Below are 26,011 nucleotides of genomic sequence, written 5' to 3' on the forward strand. Positions count from 1 at the left end.
TGCGGAACGTCCTCAGCGCGGCGGGAAGGCGAGGTCGAACGCAGCGCCGGTCAGGGTCAGGTTCGGGTTGTAGCAGGGATCGTTGACCAGCACCTCGCCCCAGCGCTCGCGCATCCGCTCGACCTCGCCGCGGAAGCGCGCCTGCTTTTCCGGCGTGTCCTCGTAGCCCCGCGATGCCGACTCGTGGTGGTAAAGCTCGGCGTAAGGCGTCCACAGGTTGCGGTAGCCGGCCACGCGGATGCGCAGGCAGAAGTCGATGTCGTTGAAGGCCACCGAGAGCGTCTCGTCGAGCCCGCCGACTTCCTCGAACACCTCGCGCCGCACCACCAGGCATGCCGCGGTGACGGCCGACATCTCCTGCGCCAGCAGCGCACGACCGCACTGGCCATGGCTACCGCGGGGCTGGGTGGTGTAGACGTGCCCGGCTACGCCGCCCATGCCGAGCACCACGCCTGCATGCTGGATGGTGTCGTCGGGGTAGTACAGCATCGCCCCGACCGCCCCGATCTCCGGACGCACCGCCTGCGCGACCATCGTGCGCAGCCAGCTGCCCTCGATCACCTCGATGTCGTTGTTCACCAGCCCCACGATGGCGCCCGTCGCATGCCGCGCGGCGTGGTTGTTGATGGCGGAATAGTTGAACGGAGCATCGTAACGGACGACACGGACGCGCCCGTCCGCCTCCAGCTCGGCGAAATAATCCAGCGTCGCCTGCTCCGCCGACTGGTTGTCGACGACGATGATCTCGAGATCCGGATAGTCGGTCTTGGCCAGGATGCTGCCGACACTCATGCGCAGCAGCTCGACCTTGTCGCGCGTCGGGATGATCAGGCTCACCCGTGGCAGCGGTCCGACCGCCTCGCGATGCACGTTGAGGTGACCGTGGGGATTGATCTCGATCCGCGCCCGCTGCCCGCGCCGCTGCAGGTGCTCGTCCACCGCCCGCAGCCCCGCATGGCCGGCATAGTCCTTCTGGTCAACGCCCATCGCCGTGGAGCCCTGGATCGCGCGCCAGTGGTACAGGACCTTGGAGACGTGGCCGATCTCGTGCGGCGCCAGCCGCTCGACGCAGCGCAGCGCCAGATCCCAGTCCTGGCTGCCCTCGAAGCCCCTGCGGAAGCCGCCCACCCCGCGCACCAGCGCCGTCTCGTACACGCCCAGGTGGCAGATGCAGTTCTGCGACAGGAACAGCTCGTAGTTCCAGTCCGGTTTGAAGTAGGGCGCGAAGCGTCGGCCCTTCTCGTCGATCTTGTCCTCGTCCGAGTACAGCAGCCGCCACTCCGGATGCGCGTCGATCGCCTTGACCATCTCCAGCAGCGAGTGCGGCCGCAGCTCGTCGTCGTGGTCGAGCAGCGCGATGTAGTCTCCCTTCGCCATCTCCAGCGCCGTGTTGGACGCCTCGGAGATGTGGCCGTTGCTGCTGCGCACCTGCACCCGGATGCGCCGGTCGCGCGACGCGTACTCCTCGAGCACCCGCCTCACGTGTCGGGACGGAGAGGCGTCATCGGCGATGCACAGCTCCCAGTGCGGATAGACCTGCTCGAGCACGCTGTCGAGGCAGCGGCGCAGCCACTTCTCGGGCGTCTGGTAGACCGGCAGCAGGATCGAGACGAGCGGCGTGCGTTCGAGCTGGGCGAGCTGCGTGCGCGCCGCTTCGAGGTCAGCGGGCCGCAGGGTGTCGTAGCTTCGCACCCAGGCGCCGTAGTCGTCCGCCGCCGGCTGCCGCGCCTGCACGTAGCGGGCGTAGGCCAGTTCGCCGCCCTGGCGCAAGCGTCCCGCCGCGGCTTCGGTCGCAAAGGCGCGCAGGATGCCCGCGGAGCGTCGCCAGGTCCGCTCCGGACCGGCCGCCCACAGCGCCATCCGCAGCAGCGCGTCGGCGCGACCGATCCTGCGCAGCGCGACACCCTGCAGACGGAAGCGCAGCGGGATGACACTGGGATCGAAGCGCAGATGCGCCGCGGCAAACTTGAGCCGGACGATCGCACGGAGGCGCCCGCGCGCATCCGGCGCCGGCAGGAAGACGCGCTCCAGCTCGGAGATGCCTGAGCCGTAGTCGGGATAGAGGCAGGGCGAAAGGACCTCTCCCTCGATGCAGTCGAAGTCGGCTTCGAACAGATACCAGCCGCCTTCGAACGCCGCTCCCTGCGAGAGCAGGAACTGCGGATCGTCGCTGGTGGCGCTCCAGACCCCGGCGCCGCTGCAGTCCAGGTTGGCGAGAGGGGATACCTCGACCGCCGATGCGGACCGCGCTCCGCTGCCGGGGCGACCGAGCAGGCGGCCGAGCCAATACCCAGGCGAACGCCGACGCGCCCACTGCAGGAGGAGGGCCTGCTGCGCCGCCAGCTGCGCCACGCTCCGTTCGTGCGCATCCAGGCGCGCATGCAGGGCGATCTCGCGGCCATGGAGCAATGCGCGCAGGTGCTCCAGCCCCGCGCCTGAAGACTGATCGACGCGCGCAATGGCCTGCTGCTGGACGGCCACCGCGTCGGCGATCGCAGCGCCCACCGCCGCCTGGCCCTGCGCCATCAGCGCGCCCAAGTGCGCGATGCCGGCAGCCGTCGTCTCTCCGTTGCGGGCGAAGGCCTGCTGCTGTGCTGCGGCGACATCGGCGATGGATGAGCCGACGGCGGCCTGTCCGGCATCGAACGCCGAGCGAAGGTGGCCGAGCGCCGCACCGAGATCGTTGAGCCCGTCGACGACCGCACCCGCATGTCTCCGCTGCACGTCGGACAGCCGTTCCTGCAGCTGTCCGACCACCTGCGACGCGATCGACTCCTTCCGGAACCGCATCGACACCCGCACCGGGCCGCGCAGTATCCCGGCTTCGGTACGCGCGAGATCCACCTCGAAGAAGGGGTCATGCCCCGCGGCCGCCAGACGCACGGGCGCGCGTTCTCCAGGCGGCAGCGGTATCTCGCTGGCGTGCGTTACCGCATGCGCCAGATCGACCACCTGCCCGTCGATCTCCAGCGCCTCCACCGCGAAGACGCCTGGCGCATCCTCCGGATCGATGCGCAGGAAGGATGCGCGCGCGTCCGCCGGCAGCTCGAAATCGGCGACGAGCATGCCTTCCTCGTGCTCCGGCATGGTCACCACGGCCCGCGCTTCGACGTAAGCCGCCTCCGCGGTCCGGAAGTAGAGCTTGGACTCGCCCGGCAAGGGCGCCAGCGCCGCCCCGCTCCACAGCTCGCGCAACGCGACGAGCTGGCGCGACATCTCGACGCTCGCCCGGTCGAGGCCGAGCTGCCGACGCTCGGCTTCGATCCGCAGGGGCAGCTCCAGGCGCACGCTGTCGCCGATCGCATCGAGGTAGAGGGAGGCGGCCGCGTCCACGCGCTCGGCGAGGGCGTCGAACGCCGCGTCCTCGACCGTCGCGCCCGCCGCGCAGCGCAGCGTCAGGCGGTACAGCTCCATCGCAAGGGAGCCGAAGGCCGAGTCGGCATCGATGTCCCCGGCTGCCCTGTGATTGCGCAGGCCGGCATCGAGGAAACGATCGATCTCACCCGCCTGCTCCTGCGAAGGCGCAAGCGCCAGATCGAAGCTCGCGGCCAGGCGCCGGAGTTCGCCGCGCCAGTCTTCCAGCAGCGTCGCATAGGCCATGAACACCCGGGCCGGGCCTCGCGTGGCACGCTCGGCATCGAGCAGGTAGCGGATCCAGAGCAGGTGCGCGCGCGCGGCCGAAAGCCCGTCGCGGCGCTGCAGCGATGCGGCGACCTCGCCCGGATGACGGATCATGAGCACCGGTGCCAGCGTGCCGCCGATGTCCCGGGCGACCTCCTGCCACAGCGGCACGACGCGACTGCTGCGCGGATCCTTGACCGCGGCGAGCGGCGTCGCGTCGAACAGGTGCGCGACTGCGGCCGCCAGGCGCGATCGCGCCTCCTCGGCCGCTTCCGAGACCAGCCACGCGGCGGGAAGCGGCCGCGGATCGTGCCAGGCGTGCTGCATCGCCTCGAACAGCCGCTCCTGCGCCTCGACGACGCGCAGGTTCTCGAAGAAGCCCTTCAGGTTGTCCTGCGTCGGCGGCAGCAGTTCCTCGCCGAGTTCGACGCCGGTCTTGCCGAGCACGCCGGTCAGCGCGGACGTTCCGCTGCGGTGCATGCCCAGGACAAGGATGAGGCGCCGCGCTCCGGCCTCGATCGCAGGCGAGGGCGGGCCACCATGCTCCGGACTCGACCGTCCCTGCTCGTTCGGCTCGTTCGGCTCGGTCATCGCAGGTCCGCCGGGAGAGCCTGCCGCAGGCTCGCCGACTGAAAGGGCTGGCGTGGACGGGGGGCCAGCGAATGCTCGGAGTTCGGAATCATGACCGACGGGTGACAGCGGGGCGCAAAAGTATAGCCGGCCCCCAGCAACAGGCCGGCCCCCGGATACGCTGAAGCCGCCCGGAGCGTCGCGGATATCAGCCGGAGTTCAGCCCCCGGAGTCGGTCCCGTCGAAGCGGATCCCATAGCGGCGGCGCAGCTGCTCCAGTTCTCCCCGGAAACCGGCAGCGAGAATGCGCCATGCGAGCGAATCCGACGAAATCGGTGCATACCCTCCTTCGAAGATGCGCCTCGGAGCACCCTCCAGGGGATGTGCGGGCAGCCTCAGGAACCGATGGACCTGGTCGAGCATCGCGATCGGCGACGAGGCCAGATCCTCGTTCCGAAGCACCAGCACCTGCTCGCGCGGGAATAGCGCGTGCAGCGCATCCAGCTGCCGCACATAACTGCCGCGCGCGCGGTAGCTGTAGCGTCGCAGCGGCGAGTCCTCGGAAAAATCGTCCTCGTGCCCGCGCAGGCGCCAACGCTCCAGCAGCATCGCCGGCCAGAACGGCCACCGGTCCCAGCCGCGCCCGCGCTCCATGTGATAGTGCGACACCGCACGCTCCACCGGATGCCGCAGGATCACGATCCAGCGCATCGCCGGGTTGTAGCGCGCGATGCGATCCAGGAACCGCCGATGGAAGACGTAGATCGGCGTCGCGTCGCCGCACAGGGCGCCGCGCGGCGCGCCGGCGAAGTGCGGCGCGTAGAGGCGGTCGACGGCGGCCTGCGACAGGCTCTCGTCGAAGTCGGGCATGTCGAAGACGTGCGCTTCCTTCGTCGCCGGCAGCGCCACCCCGGGGTGGGCCGAGAGATAGGTCGCCAACGCGGTGGTGCCGCCCTTCTGCACGCCACCGATGACGAAGCGCACCCGGGGCTCGCTCATCCGCCGCCTTCCCCGCCCCGCATGGCCGCGGCGACACCTGCGATGTCCTTCTCGCGATAGAAGTCGCGCCAGGCGCCATGGTCGCTGCGGAGGGCTCGGGCGAGACTGGCGACCCCGGCAGGATCGTAGAGCGGGCTCGCGTTGCGCGGTCGGAGAGGGCGCGGCACGAGATCCACGCCGCAGGCCTGGCCGAGCGCGGCGCCGCCGCTCTCGACCACGGCCTCGTAACGGAGGATGCGCGACTCCGGAAGATGCCGGCGGAAGCGGCCGAACAGCCAGTCGAGGAGGCGCAGCTGCCTGCGCAGGAGGTCGGGCTCCGCGTCCAGGTCGGCGGCCAGCCCGGGATCCAGGCGCTCTCCCGCAGGCAGTCGTCCGGATGCCACGGGAAGGGCCACGGAGTTCCAGGACGCCAGCACCGACAGCGGATTGCGCACCACCGCCAGCGTCTCGAAGCGCTCGGCGAGCTCCGGAAGCAGGGCCGTAAATGCCGCGTTGTGCTTGATGACCAGGGTGAACCCCCGGGACAACCGTTTGCCGGCGCTGATCTCGCCGTCCACCGCCTGCAGGACCCGCACGCCATCCGCACCGCGCTCGCTGCCGAACGGATTGTCCGGCACGCTGCCGCCGATGTGGCGGGAGCGCGCCTGTCCGGTGGCGAGCAGGGACGCGCGCTGCTGCGCGAAGAAGTCCTCCACCGCGGCCAGCGCACCGGGCCGGTCGTCGGCCGTCAGCGCGCGGACATCCATGGGCTCGAACAGCGCCACGCAGTCCGGCGCTTCGCCGAGCAGGCGGCAGCACAGCGTGGTCCCGGCCCGCGGGACACCGGTCAGCGCAAGGTTCCGGTTCACCGCACTCCCTCCCGGACCTGTTCGAGGACGGCAGCGAACGCGGCGCGCTCCTCCGGCAGATCGAAGCCGGCGGCCACCTCGGCGCCACGTGCCACCAGCCGTTCGCGCAGGGCCTCGTCGTCCAGCCGCGCCAGCGCAACGACGATCGCTTCGCTCTCCATCGCGGGCATCAGGCAGGTCTCCTCGTGCCGCGCATAGGCACCGGCGCCGGCGAACGCCGGCAGCACCAGCGGGCGCCGCATCGCCAGTGCCTCCAGGCCCGGTAGATAAAAGCCCTCCGCCGCGTGCGGAAGAAGGATGGCCCGGTCCGCAGCGGCCATCCGCACCAGGTAGGCATCGCGCCGGGCCCGTCGCTCCACAAGGTCCACCCTCCAGCCCTGCCGCGCCAGCGCTCTGGCGATCTCGCGGCCGAGATCGGGCTGCTTGAGCGCGTCGACGAAGATGCGTCGTCCTTCCGTCGGCGGCCGATGGCGGTTGGCGAATGCGGCGACCTCGGCCAGATCGACGGCAGCCGGGATGGTGAATAGCGGCCCCTGCGTGCGCCCGATCCCGACGAGCGCGGCAAAGACGGGCTCGCTGACGCAGATGCGCGTCGCGCGGCGCGACAGGAAGGCGAACCGCGGATCGGCCGGCTCCGCGTGGCGGACGTGCTGGATGAGGTTGACCACCTCGCAGGCATCCAACGCGTCCGGCGGCACCGCCCGCCAGTCCAGCCCCGCGAGGAACAGGACATCGCCCGGCTGCGGCGCGAATACCGGCTCGATCCGCTCCGGCACGTCGTGCCAGGGATTTTCCGGCCCCGTCAGCGAGCCTGCCGCGAAATGGACCCGGGCGTCCCACCCCAGCGCGAGCGCGTGGCGGAAGTAGTCGGAGACCTTGCCGTGCCCTCCGGTGTAGCCGCCGAAGTCGCGATGGAACCAGAGACGCGGCCCGCTCACGCGCCGACCTTGATGTCCATCGGCAGCGGGAACAGGCCGGTGAACCGCGCCCGGCTGTCGTCGATCACGTCGAAGGAAAGCCAGTCCTCCTGGCGCGACAGCACCGTACTGGTCTCGATGCTGGGCGCGTCGACGATGCGGGTGCGCACCCGGTACACGCCCTGCTGGAAGGTCGCCGCCAGCGAGATGGCGACCGGCAGCACGCGCGCCTCGGCAACCCGCGGCAGCGCGATCCGGCGGCCGCCGAGCTGCAGGCCGCGGCCGTCCAGCACGTCGAAGATCAGGCAGGGATGCGCCACCTCTGGCGGCAGGCGGACCTCGAAGGCGACATCGATCCGCTCGCCGTAGCGCAGCTCCAGGTGCTGCGCGCCGCCATTGAGCGAGGCCTTGACCACGCACGCATCCTCCAGCCCATAGCCGCCCTCGATGCGGCGCAGGCGCCCGGCGCGCGCATCCTGCTGCGCGGCGAGGGCGCGCTGGTGGGTGCGGTGCAGGTACTCGGTGATGACCTCGTCCGGCAGCCCTTCCATCACCACGCGGCCGGCCTCGAGCAGCATGGCGCGGTGGCAGAAGGCCTTGACCGCGTTCAGGTCGTGGCCGACGAAGAGCAGCGTGGTGCCGCGGGCGAGGATCTGGTCGATGCGCGTCATCGCCTTGGCCTGGAAGGCGGCATCGCCCACCGCCAGCGCCTCGTCGACGATCAGGATGTCGGGGTCGGTATGCACCTGCACCGCGAAGGCCAGGCGCAGGGCCATGCCCGAACTGTAGGCCTTGACCGGCTCATCGATGAAGTCGCCGATGTCGGCGAAGGCGATGATGTCGTCGGCGCGCTCGCGGATCTGCGCCGACGTCAGGCCGAGGATGGCCGCGTTGATGCGCAGGTTCTCGCGGCCGGTGAGTTCGGGGTTGAAGCCGGATCCCAGCTCCAGCAGCGCGGCGACGCGGCCGTCGACGTGGACGGAGCCGGAGGTCGGCTGCAGCACGCCGGCGACGATCTGCAGCAGGGTGCTCTTGCCGCTGCCGTTGTGGCCGATGATGCCCAGCGCCTCGCCGCGCGGCAGGGTGAAGCTCACCCCGTGCAGGGCCTCGTGCACGTGCAGCCTGGCCGCGGCCGCGGCCTGCAGGCGGCGCGCCAGCGGCGGCAGCCCGCGGACGAGATGCGCGAGGCGGTAGAGGAACGGTACCCAGAGCCGGCTCGCCGGCGTCGCCCACAGGCGATAGGTCTTGCTGACGGCGTTGACGTGGAGCGCGGGGGGCAAGGCTCAGGACTCGGGCGCGGGGGGCGCAATGATGCCACCGCTACCTAGGCCATAGGCAGCACCGCCTGAGCGAAAAAAGCGGGCGGTCTCGCGACCGCCCGCTCGGACACAGCTTCACCAAGCCGGCACCAGATCACCCGGTGCCGACTGGGGCGAGGTCTTAGTTCGGCTGGTTGAAGAAGTACTCGAAGTAGCGGTCCTGGTTCGTGACGCGCTTGTCCGAGGTCAGGTTCGTCACCGTGCCGTCTTCGAGGTTCCGGTTCAGGGCCGAACCGACGAAGTTCACGCACTCGGCGTTCGCGGTGACGTACCAGCGGCCGGCGCCGTCGCCGAACGCACCCGTGGCCTTCGAGGAGCCGTTCTCGAGGTCGTTCGAGTTCAGCGTCTGCGAAGCACCCGGAGCCAGAGTGAAGGCGACCGACGAATCACCGGCCATACCCGAATCGTCGCGGCCGACCAGGGTCACCGGGCAGTCGACGCTCGAGTTGTTGGTGAAGCGGACGAACGACTCGGCGCGCGGGTTGGAAGCCGGGTTGACGTTCTGGAACTCGAGCACCGTGCCGTTGTAGCGCAGCGGCAGCAGCGTGCCGGTTTCGGAGGCCGGGTCGATGACGTCCTCGTCGGCGAAGTCGATCGACGCGATCGCCGACAGCGCCTGCGCCTGGATCTGGGTCTCGCCGTCGGCGATGAGGCAGACGTAACCGGTACCGCCGGTCGGGCTGAAGGCGCCGGAGCTGAAGGTGATGGTCTGACCATCGATCTCGCCTTCGGCCTCTTCGGTGGTGCAGTCATCGTCCGACGCCAGGATGGCGGAGAACGGGCTGAGGTCGGTACCCTCGACGCTCACCTCGAACGTGTCGCCCTCAGCGAACACGAACTCGCCGTCGACCTCATTGGCGCCGCCGGAGCCCAGCGCCAGGACCGGCTCGCCGTCGACCTGGGTGATGCCGAAGGTCACCGCGCCGGCATTGAAGGTCAGGCTGTTGCACTCGCCGACGACGCCATTCTCGGAGAACGACGTGTTCGGGCCAGCCTCGCCGCAGGGCGAGACGTTGATGCGGCTGGCGACGTCACCCGCCGACGCGTCGAACGAGATGGTGGTGCCCTCGACCGTATCGACCAGAACGCTGGCGGTCGTGCGCAGGATCACCTGTGCGGTGTTGGAGTCGAACAGCTCGACCACCACCGAGGCGCTGCCGCCGTCCTCGAGACCGTCGAGATTTGCGAGAGGGATTCCGTCCCACACGAGGAGCGAGCCGATGCCGATGTCCTGCTCGGTCGCCTCGGGATCCGGGGTGACGGAGAACACAGCCACCGACTGCTGGGCGGCGTTCACCGGACCCTGAACGGTGTAACCGGTCAGAGCCGCGCCGGGGGCCGGAGCGTCCAGGCCTTCACCGAAGGTCACGCCATCCTGCAGGATCAGGCGGACGCCGAAACCGGTGGTACGGCCGATGATGTTGTCGGCAGCCTGGGTGCTGAGGGTGAAGCCGGCAGGCGAGGTGATGGTGCCGTCGGCCGCGCCGAAGAGGTTGCTGGCGTAGGTGTAGCTGACCTCGTCCGCGTAACCGGCGGAAGCCGCCATCGCGGCGGTCGGCATCGTCAGGGCCGCGGCCACGGCCAGAGCGACGGTGCGCTTGTTGAACTTCGACATGTCGATTCAACTCCAGATTGAGGTGTTGTTACGTCCGTGCAGTAGCAGCCCGCCACCGCCACCCCGGTACCAGAGCGGACGAGGTGGAGAGCGGTCGACTGTCGAGGTGCCCCCCGTCATGCCCCGCCAGACGGGCTACCGCGCGCGCATTAATCAGCGCTAACTACCCCGTCAATCGAGGCGGGATGAAATTGCGTGGGGCATCCCCCACCTCCTGCTCGGCAGTCCTGCCCGCTAGACTGCGCAGCCCCCCCTGAGCCGAGGCCTCTCGTGTCGATCGCCGCTCCGCTCCACGCCCTGGCGCTGTGGCGCACCCTGGTCCGCCAGGACCTGGCGGTGCGCTACCGCGGCACCCTCCTGGGCCGGCTCTGGCCGCTGCTGCTGCCGGCGATCATGCTGGGCGTCTACGGCTTCGTCTTCGGCGCGGTGTTCAAGGCGCGCTGGCCGGGACTGGCGGAGGGCGACAAGCTCGGCTTCGCGCTCAACCTGTTCGCCGGCCTGCTGGTCCACGCGATGCTGGTGGAGACCGTGGGCCAGGCGCCGACCGCGCTGCTGCGCAACGCCAACTTCGTGCGCAAGCTGGTGTTTCCGCTGCCGGTGCTGGTCGGGGTGCCGCTGGGCGGGGCGCTGGTGACCGGCGGCATCGGGCTGGCGCTGGTGGTCGTGGCCAACGCGATCTGGGGCAGCGGCCTGCACCTGTCCGCGCTCGCCGCGCCGCTGGTCCTGCTGCCCTACCTGGGCGTGCTGTTCGGACTGTCGCTGGCCTTCGCCGCGCTGGGAGTCTACGTGCGCGATCTCGGCCAGATCGCCGCGGCGCTGATGACGCTGGCCCTGTTCACCTCGACCGTGCTGTTCCCGCGCGAGATGGTGCCCGACGCGCTGGTGCACGTGGTGGTGCTGAACCCCATCAGCTTCCCGGTCGACTCGCTGCGCCAGGCGGTGCTGCTGGGCGTGTGGCCGGACTGGTCGGACCTGATCGGCTATTCCGTGGTGGCCTGGCTGGCGGTGGCCGTCGGCTGGCGCTGCTTCGACCGGCTGCGGCCGGGCTTCGCGGACGTGCTGTGACGCGGCCTCGCGCCGCCGCGACAGCAGGCACAATCGCGGTCCGCCCGCGCTGAAGCCATCCATGGCCACTCCCCTGCCCGCACCCGAACCGACCCCGCGCCTGGGCGACCTGCTGCTGGGCCGCGGTCTGGTCCGCGAGGCCGACCTCGAGCGCGCGCTCGAGCTGCAGCCGCGCGTGGGCGGTCGGATCGGCAGCCTGCTGATCCGCATCGGCGCGCTGTCGGAAAACCAGCTCCTCGACGCGCTGGCGGAACAGCTCGAACTGCCCCTGCTCGGCCGCGAGGTGAACCTCCCGGTGGATCCCGGCGAGTGGGGCCTGCCGGATGTGGAGGGGCTCGACCCGGACTGGATGCTCGACCAGCAGGCCATCCCCTGGCGCGAGGACGAGGCGGTGTGGTGCGCCGCGCGCGACCCCCGACCATGATCACGTCCGGGTCCTGGCGCAGGATCGAGCGCAGTCCCCCGGTCTCGCGCAGGCCGCGGTGCAGAGCTGGCTCCGGGACATCACGCAGGCCTACGGCTCCGACGTCCGCATCGCGACCGAGCCGCCCGTCGATGTCGATGGCATGGAGGGCCTGGTCCGCATTTCGGCCACGCTGAGCGGCGGCATCGATGCGCGCAGGGCGCTGCAGATCATCGGCCGGATCGAAGGCAGCGCCAATTTCGTCGTGGTGCGTGCAGTACAGATCCGCAGCGACCTCAATCCCAACGCCACGATCACCCTCAGCGCCCTCTATCGCATCCGCGCATCCGACGGAGCAGCGCCGCCGTGAGCACACGCAGCATTGTCATCCTCGTCGCCATCTGCGTCCTGTCGTTCGTCGCGGGCATCTGGACCACGGGGGGACGTGCAGTACCGGCCCGCGGCGTGGATGAGGCGCCGTGGACGCTGCCTGGCGACGAGGTGCTCGCCGCGATCGACGCCGAGGCCTTCCTCGCAACCAGCCGCGCGATCCGCTGGACCGGTTCGCGCAGGAGCGACGATGCGGACGTCGGGCCCACGGAGACGAAATGGCGGCTGCTTGCGATCGTTCGCGATCCGGCTCCCGTGGCCGTCGTCGACATGGCGGGTCGGCTTGCGCGGATGCGCGAGGGCGATGTCCTGCCTTCCGGCGAGCAGCTCACCTCGATCGAAGATGGAGCCGTGGTGGTCACCACCGACGGCTGCGAGACCCGATGGCGCCTGTACCAGGCGGCACCCGAACGCGATGGCGCATGCCACACCAACGCAGCAGACGACAGCGAACGATGACCCCTTCCATGAGCACCGCCCGCCTCCGGACCTTCGCTCTCTCGTGCATCCTGGTACTGCTCGCCGGATGCGCATCGACGAACGAGCCGGTGAAGCTGGATCCGCCCCTCCCGGTCTCGCCGAGGCGGATCATCGATCCGTCCGAGCTCCAGCTGAGCGGTGGAGTCACGCCACGACAGGGGCTGCAGGAGACGTCCACGCCAACCAGCCCGACCTCGCCGACGTCGGCGAGCGGCATGGATGCGCGCGATGAGACGCCGCCGCTGACGGGTCCGCTGATCACCCTCAATATCGACGGCATGCCAGTGCCTGCCTTCGTCAACGAGGTGTTCGGCAACCTCCTGCAGCTGAACTTCAGGATGGCGCAGAACGTCTCCTCGCTTGACGAGCTGGTGACCCTGCGCACGACGCAGCCGCAGCCGCCGCGCGAGATCTATCGGATCGCCCGTCAGGTGCTGGCGGAGTACGGCGTGGAAGTCGTCCTGGCGGGCGACCTCGTCGAGCTGAGGGTCGCGGAAAAGGGTACGAGCCTGGAGCCGCCATTGATCGTCAGCGGCCGTGCGCTGCCCGACGTGCCGGTGAGCCACCGTCCCGTATATCAACTCGTCGATCTCGAGGTCATCCGGGCCGGCGAGGCGGCCCGCTGGATCAATTCGATATTCCAGAAGCAGGTCACGGTCGAAGAGAACACGCTGCGCAACGCGGTGCTCATCAGCGGCCGCCCCAGCGATGTACGCCAGGCCATCGATGCGTTGCGGGTGATCGACAGGCCCGCCATGCGCGGGCGAATCAGCACGCGCCTGGAGCCTGCGTTCATCAGCGCCACCGAACTTGCAACCCGGCTGGTCCAGGTCCTCAACGTCCAGGGCTACGGTGCCAGCGACAACCTCGCGGCTGCCTCCAGCGTCATCGTCATCCCGGTTCCCTCGGTCAACGCGGTGCTGGTGTTCGCGGCCTCGCGCGACTCGCTCAACTTCACCGTGCAATGGGCGCGCGACCTGGACCGCCCGAGCCAGACCGACGGCAGCAACGCCATCTTCTATTATCCGGTGCAGAACACGCAGGCATCGGATCTTGCGCGCGTCCTCGGGGGACAGGTTTCAGGCGGCTCCCGCCGTGCATCGCAGCCGGCGGACGTCGCCTCGGGTACCCCGACCAATGCAGAACGCGCAGTCGGCACCACCTCGCCCTCGGTGAGCACCGGCACCATCGTCGTCGACGAACCGCGCAACGCGCTCATCTTCCAGGGAGAAGCGCGGGAGTGGGAACGCCTGCTGCCGCTGATCCGGCAGATGGACACGGCGCCGCGCCAGGTCCTGATCGAGGTGACCATTGCGGAAGTCACGCTCGACGACAACGACGACTTCGGCGTCGCCTGGTTCGCCAAGGCCGGGTTCGGCCGGTTCGACGGACGGCTGACCTCCGGATCGCTGACTCCATCGGACGACGCGCCCAGCGGCGGGTTGAGCTACCTGATCGACGTCGCCGGCCAGAACCGGGCGGCGCTGCGCGCGTTCGCACAGGATTCCCGCGTCAGCATCCTCTCCACTCCGAGGATCCTGGTGAAAAGCGGGGACGAGGCCAATATCGATGTCGGCACCGAGGTTCCGACGATCACCGCACAGACGACCTCCGACCAGACCACCGGCGGGACCTCGAACCTGCTGCAGTCCATCCAATACCGCAAGACCGGCATCATCCTCAACGTCAAGCCCACCGTCTATTCGAACGATCGCGTGGATCTCGAGCTCAGCCAGGAGGTGAGCGAGGCGTTGCCCCTGGGTGCGGACGAGAGCGGCGTCAACTCCCCTTCGATCTTCAACCGTACGGTGAACACTTCGCTGACGCTGCGCGACGGCGGATCGGTGGTGCTGGGCGGATTGATGTCGAGCCGGCAGACCAACTCGGACACCGGGGTTCCACTGCTGAAGGACGTGCCCGTGCTCGGCAACCTGTTCAAGTCGCAGTCGCGCCGCAACAACAAGACCGAGCTCGTGGTGATGATCGTGCCCTACATCATCGAGTCGGCCGATCGCGCCCGCGAAGTCTCGCAGCTGATCGGCGAGCAGCTGGAGCTGCTCGAGATGCCGGCGTCGCTGGAGGTGCCCGAGCGCGTCGATGCGCCCGCGCCCGTCGTGGTGCCGCAGGGCGAGATCCCGCCAGCTCCGGCCGTCGCCGACTGAATCCCGCAGGACGCGCTGGCCGAAGTCTCAGCCTGCCAGCGCGGCCTGCAGTTCTGCCCACAGATCGGCGACATCCTCGACGCCCACGCTCAGCCGCACCAGCGCGTCGCTGATGCCGAGCTGGGCGCGGCGCTCGGCCGGCACGGAGGCGTGGGTCATGACGGCGGGGTGGTTGACGAGGCTCTCGACGCCGCCGAGCGACTCGGCCAGGGCGAACAGGTGGCAGCCGGCCAGCATCTTCTTGGCGCCCTCGTAGCCGCCCTTGACCACGATGCTGACGATGCCGCCGAAGCCGCCCGTCATCTGTCGCTTCGCAAGCGCGTGCTGCGGGTGCGAGGCGAGGCCGGGGTAGATCACGCGCTCGATTGCGGGATGCGATTCGAGCCACTGCGCCAGCTCGAGCGCATTGGCGCAGTGCGCCTTCATGCGCAGGTGCAGGGTCTTCAGCCCGCGCAGGGCGAGGAAGCTGTCGAAGGGACCCTGCACGCCGCCGACGGAGTTCTGCAGGAAGGCCATCTGTTCGGCGAGCTCGCTGCTGTCGCCGACCACCGCCATGCCGCCGACGATGTCGGAATGGCCGTTGAGGTACTTGGTCGCCGAATGCACCACCAGGTGGGCACCCAGCTCCAGCGGGCGCTGCAGCATCGGCGTGGCGAAGGTGTTGTCGACTACCACGATCAGCCCGCGGCGGCGCGCGCGCTCGGCGATGGCGGCGATGTCTACCAGCTTGAGCATCGGGTTGGTCGGCGTCTCGATCCACACCATCCGCGTCTCCGCACGGATCGCGGCCTCGAACGCATCGGCATCGGCCAGGTCGACGTAGCTGAAGTCGAGATGCGCGGTGCGGCGACGCACGCGCTCGAACAGCCGGTAGCTGCCGCCGTAGAGATCGTCCATCGCGATGACGTGGCTGCCGGCGTCGAGCAGCTCGAGGATGGTCGAGCTGGCGGCCAGCCCGGAGGCGAACGCGAAGCCGCGGGTCCCGCCTTCCAGGTCGGCCACGCACCGCTCGTAGGCGAAGCGCGTCGGGTTGTGCGAGCGCGAGTACTCGAAGCCCTGGTGCTCGCCGGGCGACGCCTGCACGTAGGTCGAGGTGGCGTAGATCGGCGTCATCACTGCGCCGGTGCTGGGGTCGGGGCGCTGGCCCGCATGGATGGCGCGGGTCCCGAGACGGTGTTCGGCTTCACTCATGGTGGATTCGCAAGGCTCTGGAGGTGGCCCGCGCGGCGCCGGCGGCACACATTCGGTGGATGCTGCGCCCGATCGTCGCTGCTGCGGAGCGAACGGCATAATTTAGCACTTCGCCCCCGCGCACGCCCCGTGCGGGCGGCCCGAGTTCATGCACGATGAAGCTGCCGCGGCGTCAGCCGCGGGCCCGGCTCACCGCGCGTCAGCCACGACCAAGCGGGCGGGCGGAGGAGGATCCCCTACCCCGCCCTGCGCCGCAGGTAGTTCAGCAGGTCGATGCGGGTGATCAGGCCGAGGAAGCGGTCGCCGTCGGTGACGATGGCGACCTGGCCGCGGTCGAACACCGGCAGCAGGGCCTCGACCGGCGCCTTGACGTCGAGCATGTCGAGCTTGGACACCATGGCGGTCGAGACCGGCTCGCGGAAGCGGGCCTCGTCGCCGTAGACGTGCAGCAGGATGTCGGACTCGTCGACGATGCCGACGATGCGCTCGCCGTCCATCACCGGCAGCTGGCTGACGTCGTAGAGCTTCATGCGCTGGTAGGCGACGGTCAGCGCGTCGGTCGCCGCCACGACCACGGTGTCCTTCTGGCTGTAGGGCCTGAGGATGAGGTCGCGCAGGTCGCCGTAGGTCTCGCGCTCGATGAAGCCGTTGTCCAGCATCCAGTAGTCGTTGTACATCTTCGACAGGTACTTGTTGCCGGTGTCGCAGACGAAGGCCAGCACCTTCTTGGGCGTGGTCTGCGCGCGGCAGTAGCGCAGCGCCGCGGCGACGATGGTCCCCGACGACGAGCCGCCCAGCACGCCTTCGCGCTTCAGCAGCTCGCGCGCGGTGAAGAAGCTTTCCTGGTCGCTGATGGCATAGGCCTTTCCGACCCGGCTGAAGTCCGAGATCGAGGGCAGGAAGTCCTCGCCGATGCCCTCCACCATCCAGCTCGCCGACTTGTCCGACAGCGTGCCCTCGTTGATGTATTCGGTGAGGATCGAACCGACCGGGTCGGCAAGCACCAGCTCGACGTGCGGCGCGGCCTTGGCGAAGTGGCGCGACAGCCCGGTCATCGTGCCCGAGGAACCGCAGCCGAAGACCACCGCATCGAGGCCGTCGGTCATCTGGCGCAGGATCTCCGGCCCGGTGACCTCCTCGTGCGCGCGCGGGTTGTCCGGATTGCCGAACTGGTTGATGAAGTAGGCGTCGGGGATCTCGCCGGCGATGCGCGCGGCCAGGTCCTGGTAGTACTCGGGGTGGCCCTTGCCGACGTCGGAACGGGTCAGCACCACCTCGGCGCCCATCGCCTTGAGGTTGAAGATCTTCTCCCGGCTCATCTTGTCCGGGACGACCAGCACCAGGCGATAGCCCTTCTGCTGCGCGACCAGTGCAAGCCCGAGGCCGGTATTGCCGGCGGTACCCTCGACCAGGGTGGAGCCGGGCCGGATCTTCCCCGCGGCCTCGGCCGCCTCGATCATCGACAGGCCGATGCGGTCCTTGATCGAGCCACCGGGGTTGGCGCTCTCGAGCTTCAGATAGAGCTCGCACATGCCGGTGTCGAGCCGCTGGGCCTTGACGATCGGCGTGTCGCCGATCAGTTCGAGAACGCTCTGGTGGACCGCCATGAACCGCCTGCCTGCTGAAGGAAGCACCGGCGCGCGGAGCTGGGATGTCTCGGCGCCGGAGGACTGCGCAGTTTAGCAAAGGCCCGCGAGGGACCTGCGAAAACGCGAACGGCGGCGGCCGGGGGGAGGCCGCCGCCGCGTATCGACGTGGGGAAGGGATGGAATCAGTGCGTGCGTGCTTCGTAGCGCTGGCTGAGCCGGTCCTTGGCCTGCAGCTTCTCCTTCTTCAGGCGCGCCAGCGTCATGTCGTCCACAGGGCGTACCCCGAGCTCGGCATCGATGACCCGCTGGTCGAGGTCGCGATGCTTCAGGTAGAGCGAGCGCAGCTCGCTGTCGTCGTTGAGGATGGCGTCCAACTCGGCCGGAGACTGCCCTTCGAACATGGATGACCTCCTTGGGTTGTGCTGGAAACACGAACGCCCCGGCCGTCACGGCACGGGGCGCTGTTCGTCTACGCGGGGAAATACCCGACCGTTGCGGGGCCTTCCTGTCTGCATGCAGGCACGCGGCCTGATCGTGGGACGGTGGCTTCGGTGGCTCGAATGCTCATCGGCACAGGCTCGGGATCGGGCCCAGGCGACCGCCTGGAATTCGACCCTACTCCCGCCCGGAAGGCCTGGGCAAGCCACGGCGACGAACGGATTCAGACCCCGTGGAGCTTCGGCACAATCTCGTTAAATGCAGCTAAATCAATGCGTTACACATGAGCAATTCACGCCGCGGCTCACGGCTCCGACGACGGCGGCGGCTCTTCATCGACGGACGGAGCGTCGTCGACCGGCTGCGCCAGCGAGGCTGCCAGCTCGGCCTCCTTGCGTGCGAGTTCGGCCTCGCGCTGCCGCGCCTGCGCAAGACGCCGCGCCTGCGCGGCCTCGGCCGAGGCGGCCTGCGCGCGCAGGGTGGCGTCGTCCAGTGCGGACTGGCCTTCCAGCGCCATCTGCCGCAGGCGCTCGGCCTCCTCCTGCTGCGCGAGGCTCTGCAACCGGAGCTGCTCGATCTCGCGCCGCGCGCGCTCCGCTTCCGCGCGCGTGGCCTGCAGCACGATGCGGTCGTGCTCGCGCTCCAGCTGCATCAGCTGGGCCTGCGCCAGTTCCGCCTGCGCGGCGACCTGTGCGGCCTCGACGCGGCGCCGCGCCACATAGAGCGCGTGCTCGCGCGAGCGGTCGTCGGCCGCGTCCAGCGCCGTCAGCGCCTCGCGCGCGCGGTAGCGCTCGATGGCGGCGTAGTCTCCGAGCGAAGGATCCTGGTCCAGGGCCTGGAGCTGCACGCGCAGCTCGGCGGGTCCGGCCGGCGCCGCCTCCACGACCGGAGCGACGCCCTGCGCTCTCGCGCCCGGCGCCACCGACAGCACCAGCAGACCGGCGGCGATCGCCGCGATGCCGATACGCATGTTCACTCCCCCAGTTCGTTCAGACGGGCGCGCAGCCGCGCGTTCTCGGCGCTCTCCGCACGCACCTTCGCGCTCGCCACCGCGAGCCGCCCGCGTGCCACGGCGAGTTCCGCCGCGGCCTCGGCCTCGCGGGCGAGCTGCCCGGCCTCGACGTAGTCGCCGGACGCGTTCGCGCTCTGCGCCGCCGAGAGCCGCTCGCGCGCATCGGCGATGACCTCCGGCGCATGCTGGTCGGCATCGGCGCGACTCGCCGCGAGCACGGCCGCCTCGGCGGCACCGAGCTCCGCCGTCGGCGGCGGAACGGTGGCGCAGGAAGCGAGCAGCAGTGCACACAACCCGGCCGCAAGCCCCGCCAGCCGATGGATTTTTAAGGTCGGAACTGTCATAAGAATCGCCGGTGTCCGCGTGTCGAGACCGCGGCTATTGTGTGAATCCCGCCGTGCCCTTGCAATGAAGGTATACGGCGGCTCAAGGGGATCGTGCGCATGGACATCGGCTACTTCCTGAAGCTGATGACGGAAAAGAACGCCTCGGACATGTTCCTGTCCACCGGCGCTCCGGTTTACATCAAGGTCGAAGGCAAGCTCTACCCGCTGGGCAGCACCGGGCTGCCGCCGGGCATGGTCAAGAAGATCGCCTATTCGCTGATGGACGAGGGCCAGGTGCCCGTGTTCGAGCGCGATCTCGAGTTCAACATGGCCATCGCGGTCAAGGACGCCGGCCGCTTCCGCGTCAACGTGTTCAAGCAGCGCGGTGAGGTCGGCATGGTGATCCGCGCGATCAAGTACGAGATCCCCTCGATCGAGCAGCTCAAGCTGCCGGAGATCCTGAAGGACATCGTCGACGAACCGCGTGGCCTGGTCCTGGTGGTCGGCTCCACCGGTTCCGGCAAGTCGACGACGCTGGCGTCGATGATCGACCACCGCAACGCGACCAAGACCGGGCACATCCTCACCATCGAGGACCCGATCGAATACCTGCACCGGCACAAGAAGTCGCTGGTCAACCAGCGCGAGGTCGGCCTCGACACCCATGCCTTCCACAACGCGCTGAAGAACGCGATGCGCGAGGCGCCCGACGTCATCCTGATCGGCGAGATCCTGGACGCCACGACGATGGAGTCGGCGATCTCCTTCGCCGAGACCGGGCACCTGTGCCTGGCCACGCTGCACTCCAACAACGCCGACCAGACGCTGGAGCGCATCCTCAACTTCTTCCCGGAATCGGCGCACAAGAACGTACTGATGAACCTGGCGCTGAACCTGCGCGCGGTGATCAGCCTGCGCCTGGTCGAGGGCATCAGCGGCAAGCGCCTGCCGGCCACCGAGATCCTGATCAACACCCCGCTGATCCGCGACCTGATCCGCCGCGGTCAGATCCACGAGGTCAAGGAGGCGATGGACAAGTCGCTGCAGGAAGGCATGCACACCTTCGACCAGTCGCTCTACCGCCTCTACAAGGACGGCAAGATCGAGCTGGAGGAGGCGCTGCGCAAGGCCGACTCGCGCGACGGGCTGGCGCTGAAGATCCGCCTCACCGAGGGTGGCTCCGGCGAAGAGGATCCCTACGCCGACACCTTCGGCAACTCCGACAACTCGCTGCAGTACTGATCTCGATCGGCGCGCTTCGGCTCAGGCGGCCGGCGCGTCCGGCTGCGCCTCGGGCCGCGCCGCGGCGAACTCGGGCAGCGCCATGCAGTTGGCCTCGATGCGCGCGACGTTCGGGAACGGCGCGAGGTCGACGCCGAAGCGGCGCGCGTTGTAGACCTGCGGGACCAGACAGCAGTCGGCCAGGCCCGGCGCCTCGCCGTCGCAGAAGCGGCCGGTGGAAGGATGGTCGGCGAGCAGCGCCTCCAGCGCGGCGAAGCCCTCGAGCAGCCAGTGCCGGATCCACAGCTCGCGCTCGGCCTGCGGCACCGACCACTCGCCTTCCAGGAACTGCAGCACGCGCAGGTTGTTGAGCGGATGCATGTCGCTGGCGACGAGCTGCGCCAGCGCGCGCACGCGCGCCCGGTCGCGGCTGCGCGCGGGCAGCAGCGGCGGCGCGGGCCAGGTCTCGTCGATGTATTCGATGATCGCCAGCGACTGCCGGAACACGCGCTCGCCGTGCAGCAGCGTCGGCACCACCCCCTGCGGGTTGATCCCGCGGTAGGCCGGCGCATGCTGCTGCCCGCCGTCGCGGACCAGGTGCACCGGCTCGATGGCGTACTCGAGCCCCTTGAGGTTGAGCGCGATGCGGACGCGGTAGGCGGCGCTGGAGCGCCAGTACGAGTACAGCGTCAGGGGCGCGGCAGCGGCATTCACGTCGGTCTCGGCTCCGGTTCCGGCACATGCCGGCGAACCCTCGACGGTAGCGGCTGGACGCAGCCGCGGGAAGGCCGCATCCCGGCCCGGAGGATCAGGCGCGCACGATCTGCTGATCGATGGCGCCGAAGATGCTGGCGCCGGCGTCGTCGAGCATCTCGATGCGCACGCGGTCGCCGAAGGCCAGGAACGGGGTCTGCGGCGCGCCCTGCTCGAGCGTCTCGACGGTGCGCTTCTCGGCGAAGCACGAGGCGCCGAGTGCGGTGTCCTGGTTGGCGACCGTGCCGGAGCCGACCAGGGTGCCCGCGGAGAGCGGACGCGTCTTGGCCGCGTGCGCGACGAGCTGGGCGAAGTCGAACTGCATGTCGACGCCGGCCTCCGGCGCACCGAACCACTCGCCGTTGACGTGGGTCAGCATCGCGCGGTGCAGCTTGCAGCCGCGCCAGGCGTCGCCCAGTTCGTCCGGGGTCACGAACACCGGCGACAGCGCCGAGCGCGGCTTGGACTGCAGGAAGCCAAAGCCCTTGGCCAGCTCGGCCGGGATCAGGTTGCGCAGCGACACGTCGTTGACCAGGCCGACCAGCTGGATGTGGCCGCTGGCGCGCTCCGGCGACACGCCCATCGGCACGTCGTCGGTGACGACCAGGACCTCGGCCTCGAGATCGATGCCGTAGCCGGCATCCGCGACCAGCACCGGATCGCGCGGGGCGATGAAGCCGGCGCTGGTCGCCTGGTACATCAGCGGATCGGTGTAGAAGCTCTCCGGCACCTCGGCGCCGCGGGCGCGGCGCACGCGCTCCACGTGCGGCAGGTAGGCGCTGCCGTCGACGAACTCGTAGGCGCGTGGCAGCGGCGCGGCAAGCGCCTCCATGTCGAGGTCGAAGGCATCCTCGGCCTCGCCCGCCACCAGCCGCTCGTAGAGCGTGTTGAGACGCGGCGCGAGGTTGGACCAGTTCTCCAGCGCGCGCTGCAGCGTGTCGGCGATGCCGGTCGCGCGCACGGCGCGCGCGAGATCGCGGCTGACCACCACCAGGGTGCCATCGCGGCCGCCTTCCTTCAGGGAACCCAGCTTCATTCGCTCAAGACCTCCATGACGATGTGCGGAGGCCGGATCAGGACGCCCGGACCGCACCGGGCCGGCGATTGTAGCCATACCGCGCCGCGGCGTGCCGCAATGCGGCCTCAGCCCGACGCGAGCCCGGTGCGACGCTCCAGGCCCTGCAGGTCCGCCAGGGCCGGCGTCTGCGGCAGGAGCAGGCGGCGCAGCACCGGCGCGGCCCGCTCGATCTCCATGCGTGCGTCGTCGATCCGCGCCGCGGCCAGCAGCGCCCTGGCGTAGTCCAGCCGCCACTGCGCCGTGCGCACGTGCATTTCGCCGAGGTCCTGCGCGGCAGTGGCCACCACCGCGCGCCACTGCGCCACGGCATCGGCGGTTGCGCCGTCGCGCGCGCTGGCCAGTTGCGCGGCCACGACGTCGCGACGCAGCCGCAGCGGCGCGCTCTCCGCCAGGACGGGGCTCGCCGCGAGACCGGCGAGCGCGCGCTCCGCGGCATCGGGATGCGCGTCGAGCAGTTCGAGTTCGGCGAGGCTGATGCGGGTGATGACCGTGTCCGGGTTGTCCTCGCCGTGGAGCGCGAGCCAGTCGTCCAGCGCGGCCTCCAGCATCGGCCGCGCCTGCGCGACCCGTGCGGTGCGCATCAGCAGGCGGGCGAGGTTCGCCCGTGCCCGGACCACCGCCGGCGCCGTCTCCTCGAGGTGGCGGCGACGCAGTTCGAGCGAACGCCGGTAGCCCTCTTCCGCACCCGCCAGGTCGCCGCGCATCTCCAGCAGGCTCGCGAGGTTGTTCGCGAACACCGCCTGGTCGAGGGTATCGGCGCCGTTGACCGCGGCGTCCATCGCGATCGCCGCGCGGTACTCCTGCTCGGACGCGTCGTAGTCGCCCTCGTCCTGCAGCACGCTGGCCAGCTCGCCGTGCAGGTCTGCCGCGCGGCTGCTGTCGGCGCCGTGCACGCGCTCGGTGATGGTCAGGCACTCGCGCAGGATGTCGCCGGCCTCGGCATAGCGGCCCTGGCGGGCGAGCGTGACACCGAGACCGCGCAGGCCGTTGGCGTATTCGTAGCTCAGCGTGCCGGCGGCGGCGCGCTTGATCGCCAGGGCCTCGCGGTACAGCGCTTCGGCCTCGGCGAGGCGGCCTCGGCGCGAGGCGAGCTGGCCGAGGTTGTGCAGCGTCGCGGAAGTCTCCAGACCACGCGGACCGATCACCTCGCGGCGCAGTGCCAGCGCACTCTCGAGTGCCGCCTGCGCGGCATCAAGGTCGCCCGAGGACTGGTACGCAAGTCCGAGCGTGTTGAGGGATTCGGCATGCAGCGCGGGATCCCGATCGCCGCGCAGACGGTCTGCATGCTCCGCCGCGGCGACCGCATCCGCGCCGTGCCCTGCGTTGGCCAGCATCACCGCCTGATGGCTCAGCGCCTCGGCCGCGATCAGCCGGGCCTCGCGGCTACCGTCGCGGGCCACCTCGGCCGCTTCCCGGAACAGGCCGTTGGCGCGCTCGGTCTCGCCCAGGTTGTTGTAGGCCTCGGCAAGTGTATCGAGCAGGCGTGCGCGCAGCAGCGGGTCCGACACGAGCTCCCGCCCGATCCGGATCGACGCCTGGTCGAGGACGTCGCGCGCCTCGATCCGCTCGGCGCCCGCGGCGCCACGACCGCGCGGATCGGCCGCCTCGAAGGCGGCGACGAGGAAGTCGCTCACCTCCTGCGCGACGCGCGCCTCGGCTTCCGCCCGCGCGCGCTCGGCGTCGAGACGCCAGACGAAGGTCCCCACGAGGGCGACGAAGACGGCCGCCGCGGCCGCGCCGCGCCAGCGCCGCCGCAGCGAGCGGCGCATTCGGTATCCCGGCGTCGCCGGACGCGCGCGCACCGGCAGGTGCCGGCGGTGGCGTTCGAGGTCGGCAGCGAAGGCCTCGACGCTGGGATAGCGATCCTCGGCCTCGGGCCGGCAGGCGCGCGCGCAGATCGCATCGAGGTCGCCGCGCAGGCGGCGCTTCAGGCGTCCATCCTCTGCCAGCGCGCTCGGTGCCGGCACGGCGTTCCCGTCCGGATGCGCCCTGCGTCCGGCCAGCAGCTCGACCAGGATCACGCCGAGGCTGTAGACGTCGCTGGCGGCCTGCGGCCGATGTCCGGCCCGCTGCTCCGGACTGGCGTAGCCCGGGGTGCCGTAGCCACCCGCTCCCGACGCGTCGTCCTGCATGCGGGCGATGCCGAAATCCAGCAGCACCGGCTCGCCGTCCTCGCGCACCAGGATGTTGCTGGGCTTGAGGTCGCAGTGCACGACCAGGCGCTGGTGCGCGGCCTGCACCGCGCGGCAGATGCGCAGCATCATGTCCACGCAGGCGTCCAGCGGACGCGCCGCCTGTCCGCGCCAGGCATCGAGCGTGCGACCGGCGATGTACTCCATGACCAGGTAGGGCTGCCCGGCGGGCGTGGTGCCGCCGTCGTAGAGACGGGCGATGTTGGGATGCTGCAGGTCGGCCAGGATCTGCCGCTCGCCCGCGAGCCGCTCCGACGCGCCGGGGCTGGCGATGCCGCGCAGCAGCTTGATCGCGACGCGGTGCCGGTAGAGGCGGTCGTCGCGCTCGGCGACGAAGACCGTGCCCATCCCGCCGGCACCGAGCCGCTCGACCAGGCGCCAGACGCCGAGCCGGTCGCCGACCGCGAGCTCGGTCTCCGGAAGGCTCGCCATCAGCTCCCCCAGCGGGGCCACCGCACGCTGCAGGCTGACGGTCTGCGCCTCCAGCAGTTCGAGCACCCGCGCCGCCACCTGCGGATCGGCGTCGAGCTCGGCCAGCCGCGCCCGCCACGCCGAAGGCGGCAGGTCGCAGAGCGCCTCGAACAGGTCGCGTACCGTGTTCGGGGCCGCCGCGCTCATCGCCGCGGTCCCGGTACGTGCGTGCAGATTCCCGCGCCCGCCCACCCGCGGTCGCACCGCGGCTGCGACATGACGATCATCGGGCCCTCCCCAAGGCGCGCGCTGACGAAGTTCCTGTTTAGCGCAGGAAGCGGGCGGCTGTCTGCGCCGGCCGTTGCACAAAAAAAGGCCTCCGATCGCTCGGAGGCCTTTTCGAACGTGGCAGGGGAACTAGGATTCGAACCTAGATTGACGGAGTCAGAGTCCGTTGTCCTACCATTAGACGATTCCCCTACTGGAAAACCTTGGCGCCGGCGCTCTGACCCTGCCGGCGCTGCAGCGCGATCAGCGCTTGGAGAACTGGGTCGCGCGACGTGCCTTGTGCAGACCGACCTTCTTGCGCTCCACCTCACGGGCGTCGCGGGTCATGTAGCCGGCGCGGCGCAGATCGGACTTGAGCGTGTCATTGTACTCGACCAGCGCGCGGGCGATACCCAGGCGGATGGCGCCGGCCTGGCCGGTGCTGCCGCCGCCGGCGACGGTGACGTTGATGTCGAACTTGTCGCTCATCTCGGTCAGCTCGAGCGGCTGGCGCACGATCATGCGCGCGGTCTCGCGACCGAAGAACTGGTCGAGCGGGCGCTGGTTGACGGTGATCTTGCCTTCGCCGCCGGCCTTGATGAAGACGCGGGCGGTGGAGGACTTGCGACGGCCGGTGCCGTAGAACTGCTGGGTTGCCATGTCGTAGAGAACCTGATCGCTATCGCTTAGATGTCCAGCGCCTGCGGCTGCTGGGCGGCATGCGGATGCTCGGAACCGCCGTAGACCTTGAGCTTGCGGTACATCGCACGGCCGAGCGGGTTCTTGGGCAGCATACCCTTGACCGCGATCTCGATCACGCGCTCCGGGTGCTTGTCCAGCGCCTGCTGCAGCGACTCGGTCTTGAGGTTGCCGATGTAGCCGGTGAAGCGGTGGTACTTCTTGTCCTGCAGCTTGTTGCCGGTCACGTGGATCTTGTCCGCGTTGATCACGACGATGTAGTCGCCGGTGTCGACGTGCGGGGTGTAGACCGGCTTGTGCTTGCCGCGCAGACGGCGTGCCAGCTCCGAGGCCAGACGGCCGAGCGTCTTGCCGGAGGCGTCGACCAGGTACCAGTCGCGCTGCACGGTTTCCGACTTGGCGGTGAAAGTCTTCATGACGGTTCCAACAACGTAGAAGTGGGACG

The 26,011-nt window shown here is 69.9% G+C and carries 22 protein-coding genes and 1 tRNA gene; 6 read left to right on the plus strand and 17 right to left on the minus strand.

What is annotated here, in order from left to right; translation table 11 throughout:
- Positions 1 to 12: 12 nt before the first annotated feature.
- From KB893_RS18410 to KB893_RS11890, 6 genes are all read right to left on the minus strand, one after another.
- The gene (locus KB893_RS18410; RefSeq protein WP_246505618.1) at positions 13 to 4,212 is read right to left on the minus strand and encodes a glycosyltransferase; all 4,200 of its coding nucleotides are present in this window, start codon (positions 4,210 to 4,212) and stop codon (positions 13 to 15) included.
- A 198-nt stretch (positions 4,213 to 4,410) separates the two neighbouring features.
- Positions 4,411 to 5,190: a sulfotransferase family protein gene (locus KB893_RS11870; RefSeq protein ID WP_211926851.1), complete on the minus strand. Its 780-nt coding sequence runs from the start codon at positions 5,188 to 5,190 to the stop codon at positions 4,411 to 4,413.
- Positions 5,187 to 6,038: a hypothetical protein gene (locus tag KB893_RS11875; RefSeq protein WP_211926850.1), complete on the minus strand. Its 852-nt coding sequence runs from the start codon at positions 6,036 to 6,038 to the stop codon at positions 5,187 to 5,189. Before KB893_RS11875 ends, KB893_RS11870 begins: the two co-directional genes overlap by 4 nt.
- Positions 6,035 to 6,976 (minus strand): glycosyltransferase family protein, encoded by a 942-nt coding sequence (locus KB893_RS11880; RefSeq protein ID WP_211926849.1) that lies wholly within the window; start codon positions 6,974 to 6,976, stop codon positions 6,035 to 6,037. The genes KB893_RS11875 and KB893_RS11880 overlap by 4 nt, the downstream gene beginning before the upstream one ends.
- Positions 6,973 to 8,235, minus strand: a complete 1,263-nt coding sequence (locus tag KB893_RS11885; RefSeq protein WP_211926848.1) for an ABC transporter ATP-binding protein — start codon at positions 8,233 to 8,235, stop codon at positions 6,973 to 6,975. Before KB893_RS11885 ends, KB893_RS11880 begins: the two co-directional genes overlap by 4 nt.
- A gap of 160 nt (positions 8,236 to 8,395) precedes the next feature.
- Complete coding sequence (locus tag KB893_RS11890) at positions 8,396 to 9,889, minus strand: hypothetical protein (RefSeq protein WP_211926847.1); 1,494 nt, start codon at positions 9,887 to 9,889, stop codon at positions 8,396 to 8,398.
- A 270-nt stretch (positions 9,890 to 10,159) separates the two neighbouring features.
- On the opposite strand from KB893_RS11890, the gene KB893_RS11895 reads away from it, so the two are divergent.
- The 5 genes from KB893_RS11895 (at position 10,160) to KB893_RS11915 (ending at position 14,389) form a co-directional block, all read left to right on the plus strand.
- Positions 10,160 to 10,954, plus strand: a complete 795-nt coding sequence (locus tag KB893_RS11895) for an ABC transporter permease (RefSeq protein WP_211926846.1) — start codon at positions 10,160 to 10,162, stop codon at positions 10,952 to 10,954.
- Between the two features lie 61 nt (positions 10,955 to 11,015).
- Complete coding sequence (locus KB893_RS11900) at positions 11,016 to 11,378, plus strand: cyclic di-GMP-binding domain-containing protein, MshE-related (protein ID WP_211926845.1); 363 nt, start codon at positions 11,016 to 11,018, stop codon at positions 11,376 to 11,378.
- Positions 11,379 to 11,436: 58 nt separating this feature from the next.
- Positions 11,437 to 11,727: a hypothetical protein gene (locus KB893_RS11905; protein WP_211926844.1), complete on the plus strand. Its 291-nt coding sequence runs from the start codon at positions 11,437 to 11,439 to the stop codon at positions 11,725 to 11,727.
- The gene (locus KB893_RS11910) at positions 11,724 to 12,206 is read left to right on the plus strand and encodes a hypothetical protein (protein WP_211926843.1); all 483 of its coding nucleotides are present in this window, start codon (positions 11,724 to 11,726) and stop codon (positions 12,204 to 12,206) included. Before KB893_RS11905 ends, KB893_RS11910 begins: the two co-directional genes overlap by 4 nt.
- 8 nt (positions 12,207 to 12,214) lie before the next feature.
- A complete protein-coding gene (locus KB893_RS11915; protein ID WP_211926842.1) occupies positions 12,215 to 14,389 on the plus strand; it encodes a secretin N-terminal domain-containing protein in 2,175 nt (724 codons plus the stop codon).
- 27 nt (positions 14,390 to 14,416) lie between these two features.
- On the opposite strand, the gene KB893_RS11920 is transcribed toward KB893_RS11915, so the two are convergent.
- From KB893_RS11920 to KB893_RS11940, 5 genes are all read right to left on the minus strand, one after another.
- Complete coding sequence (locus KB893_RS11920) at positions 14,417 to 15,580, minus strand: trans-sulfuration enzyme family protein (protein ID WP_213173735.1); 1,164 nt, start codon at positions 15,578 to 15,580, stop codon at positions 14,417 to 14,419.
- A gap of 236 nt (positions 15,581 to 15,816) precedes the next feature.
- Complete coding sequence (locus tag KB893_RS11925; protein WP_213173736.1) at positions 15,817 to 17,187, minus strand: pyridoxal-phosphate dependent enzyme; 1,371 nt, start codon at positions 17,185 to 17,187, stop codon at positions 15,817 to 15,819.
- A 164-nt stretch (positions 17,188 to 17,351) separates the two neighbouring features.
- Positions 17,352 to 17,570 carry an HP1242/YdcH family protein gene (locus KB893_RS11930; RefSeq protein WP_211928021.1) on the minus strand — a complete coding sequence of 73 codons (219 nt, stop codon included), beginning with the start codon at positions 17,568 to 17,570 and terminating at the stop codon, positions 17,352 to 17,354.
- A 341-nt stretch (positions 17,571 to 17,911) separates the two neighbouring features.
- Positions 17,912 to 18,577: a hypothetical protein gene (locus KB893_RS11935; protein WP_211928020.1), complete on the minus strand. Its 666-nt coding sequence runs from the start codon at positions 18,575 to 18,577 to the stop codon at positions 17,912 to 17,914.
- Positions 18,578 to 18,579: 2 nt separating this feature from the next.
- Positions 18,580 to 18,963, minus strand: a complete 384-nt coding sequence (locus KB893_RS11940; RefSeq protein WP_213173737.1) for a DUF4398 domain-containing protein — start codon at positions 18,961 to 18,963, stop codon at positions 18,580 to 18,582.
- A gap of 99 nt (positions 18,964 to 19,062) precedes the next feature.
- On the opposite strand from KB893_RS11940, the gene KB893_RS11945 reads away from it, so the two are divergent.
- Complete coding sequence (locus KB893_RS11945; protein ID WP_211927809.1) at positions 19,063 to 20,187, plus strand: PilT/PilU family type 4a pilus ATPase; 1,125 nt, start codon at positions 19,063 to 19,065, stop codon at positions 20,185 to 20,187.
- Positions 20,188 to 20,208: 21 nt separating this feature from the next.
- Here KB893_RS11945 and maiA read toward each other — a convergent pair whose 3' ends face one another.
- From maiA to rplM, 6 genes are all read right to left on the minus strand, one after another.
- Positions 20,209 to 20,880, minus strand: coding sequence for a maleylacetoacetate isomerase (gene maiA, locus KB893_RS11950; protein ID WP_338026940.1), 672 nt, complete (start codon positions 20,878 to 20,880; stop codon positions 20,209 to 20,211).
- 94 nt (positions 20,881 to 20,974) lie between these two features.
- Positions 20,975 to 21,955, minus strand: coding sequence for a fumarylacetoacetate hydrolase family protein (locus KB893_RS11955; protein ID WP_211927808.1), 981 nt, complete (start codon positions 21,953 to 21,955; stop codon positions 20,975 to 20,977).
- A gap of 107 nt (positions 21,956 to 22,062) precedes the next feature.
- Positions 22,063 to 24,807, minus strand: a complete 2,745-nt coding sequence (locus KB893_RS11960; protein WP_213173738.1) for a tetratricopeptide repeat protein — start codon at positions 24,805 to 24,807, stop codon at positions 22,063 to 22,065.
- A 199-nt stretch (positions 24,808 to 25,006) separates the two neighbouring features.
- Positions 25,007 to 25,080: transfer RNA gene (locus KB893_RS11965), tRNA-Gln, on the minus strand.
- 51 nt (positions 25,081 to 25,131) lie between these two features.
- Positions 25,132 to 25,527: a 30S ribosomal protein S9 gene (gene rpsI, locus KB893_RS11970; protein ID WP_213173739.1), complete on the minus strand. Its 396-nt coding sequence runs from the start codon at positions 25,525 to 25,527 to the stop codon at positions 25,132 to 25,134.
- 26 nt (positions 25,528 to 25,553) lie between these two features.
- The gene (rplM, locus tag KB893_RS11975; RefSeq protein ID WP_213173740.1) at positions 25,554 to 25,982 is read right to left on the minus strand and encodes a 50S ribosomal protein L13; all 429 of its coding nucleotides are present in this window, start codon (positions 25,980 to 25,982) and stop codon (positions 25,554 to 25,556) included.
- Positions 25,983 to 26,011 lie beyond the last annotated feature (29 nt).

Origin of the sequence: Coralloluteibacterium stylophorae (assembly GCF_018122625.2) — a bacterium.
GTDB lineage: Bacteria > Pseudomonadota > Gammaproteobacteria > Xanthomonadales > Xanthomonadaceae > Coralloluteibacterium > Coralloluteibacterium stylophorae.

Excerpts from the sequence above, each read along its gene's own strand:
- KB893_RS11900 (WP_211926845.1), top strand. The coding sequence starts at position 11,016 with ATGGCCACTCCCCTGCCCGCACCCGAACCGACCCCGCGCCTGGGCGAC.
- KB893_RS11915 (WP_211926842.1), top strand. The coding sequence starts at position 12,215 with ATGAGCACCGCCCGCCTCCGGACCTTCGCTCTCTCGTGCATCCTGGTA.
- KB893_RS11940 (WP_213173737.1), bottom strand. The coding sequence starts at position 18,963 with ATGACAGTTCCGACCTTAAAAATCCATCGGCTGGCGGGGCTTGCGGCC.
- KB893_RS11935 (WP_211928020.1), bottom strand. The coding sequence starts at position 18,577 with ATGCGTATCGGCATCGCGGCGATCGCCGCCGGTCTGCTGGTGCTGTCG.
- rpsI (WP_213173739.1), bottom strand. The coding sequence starts at position 25,527 with ATGGCAACCCAGCAGTTCTACGGCACCGGCCGTCGCAAGTCCTCCACC.
- KB893_RS11890 (WP_211926847.1), bottom strand. The coding sequence starts at position 9,889 with ATGTCGAAGTTCAACAAGCGCACCGTCGCTCTGGCCGTGGCCGCGGCC.
- KB893_RS11945 (WP_211927809.1), top strand. The coding sequence starts at position 19,063 with ATGGACATCGGCTACTTCCTGAAGCTGATGACGGAAAAGAACGCCTCG.
- KB893_RS11930 (WP_211928021.1), bottom strand. The coding sequence starts at position 17,570 with ATGTTCGAAGGGCAGTCTCCGGCCGAGTTGGACGCCATCCTCAACGAC.
- KB893_RS11925 (WP_213173736.1), bottom strand. The coding sequence starts at position 17,187 with ATGGCGGTCCACCAGAGCGTTCTCGAACTGATCGGCGACACGCCGATC.
- KB893_RS11920 (WP_213173735.1), bottom strand. The coding sequence starts at position 15,580 with ATGAGTGAAGCCGAACACCGTCTCGGGACCCGCGCCATCCATGCGGGC.
- KB893_RS11960 (WP_213173738.1), bottom strand. The coding sequence starts at position 24,807 with ATGAGCGCGGCGGCCCCGAACACGGTACGCGACCTGTTCGAGGCGCTC.
- KB893_RS18410 (WP_246505618.1), bottom strand. The coding sequence starts at position 4,212 with ATGACCGAGCCGAACGAGCCGAACGAGCAGGGACGGTCGAGTCCGGAG.
- KB893_RS11870 (WP_211926851.1), bottom strand. The coding sequence starts at position 5,190 with ATGAGCGAGCCCCGGGTGCGCTTCGTCATCGGTGGCGTGCAGAAGGGC.
- rplM (WP_213173740.1), bottom strand. The coding sequence starts at position 25,982 with ATGAAGACTTTCACCGCCAAGTCGGAAACCGTGCAGCGCGACTGGTAC.
- KB893_RS11955 (WP_211927808.1), bottom strand. The coding sequence starts at position 21,955 with ATGAAGCTGGGTTCCCTGAAGGAAGGCGGCCGCGATGGCACCCTGGTG.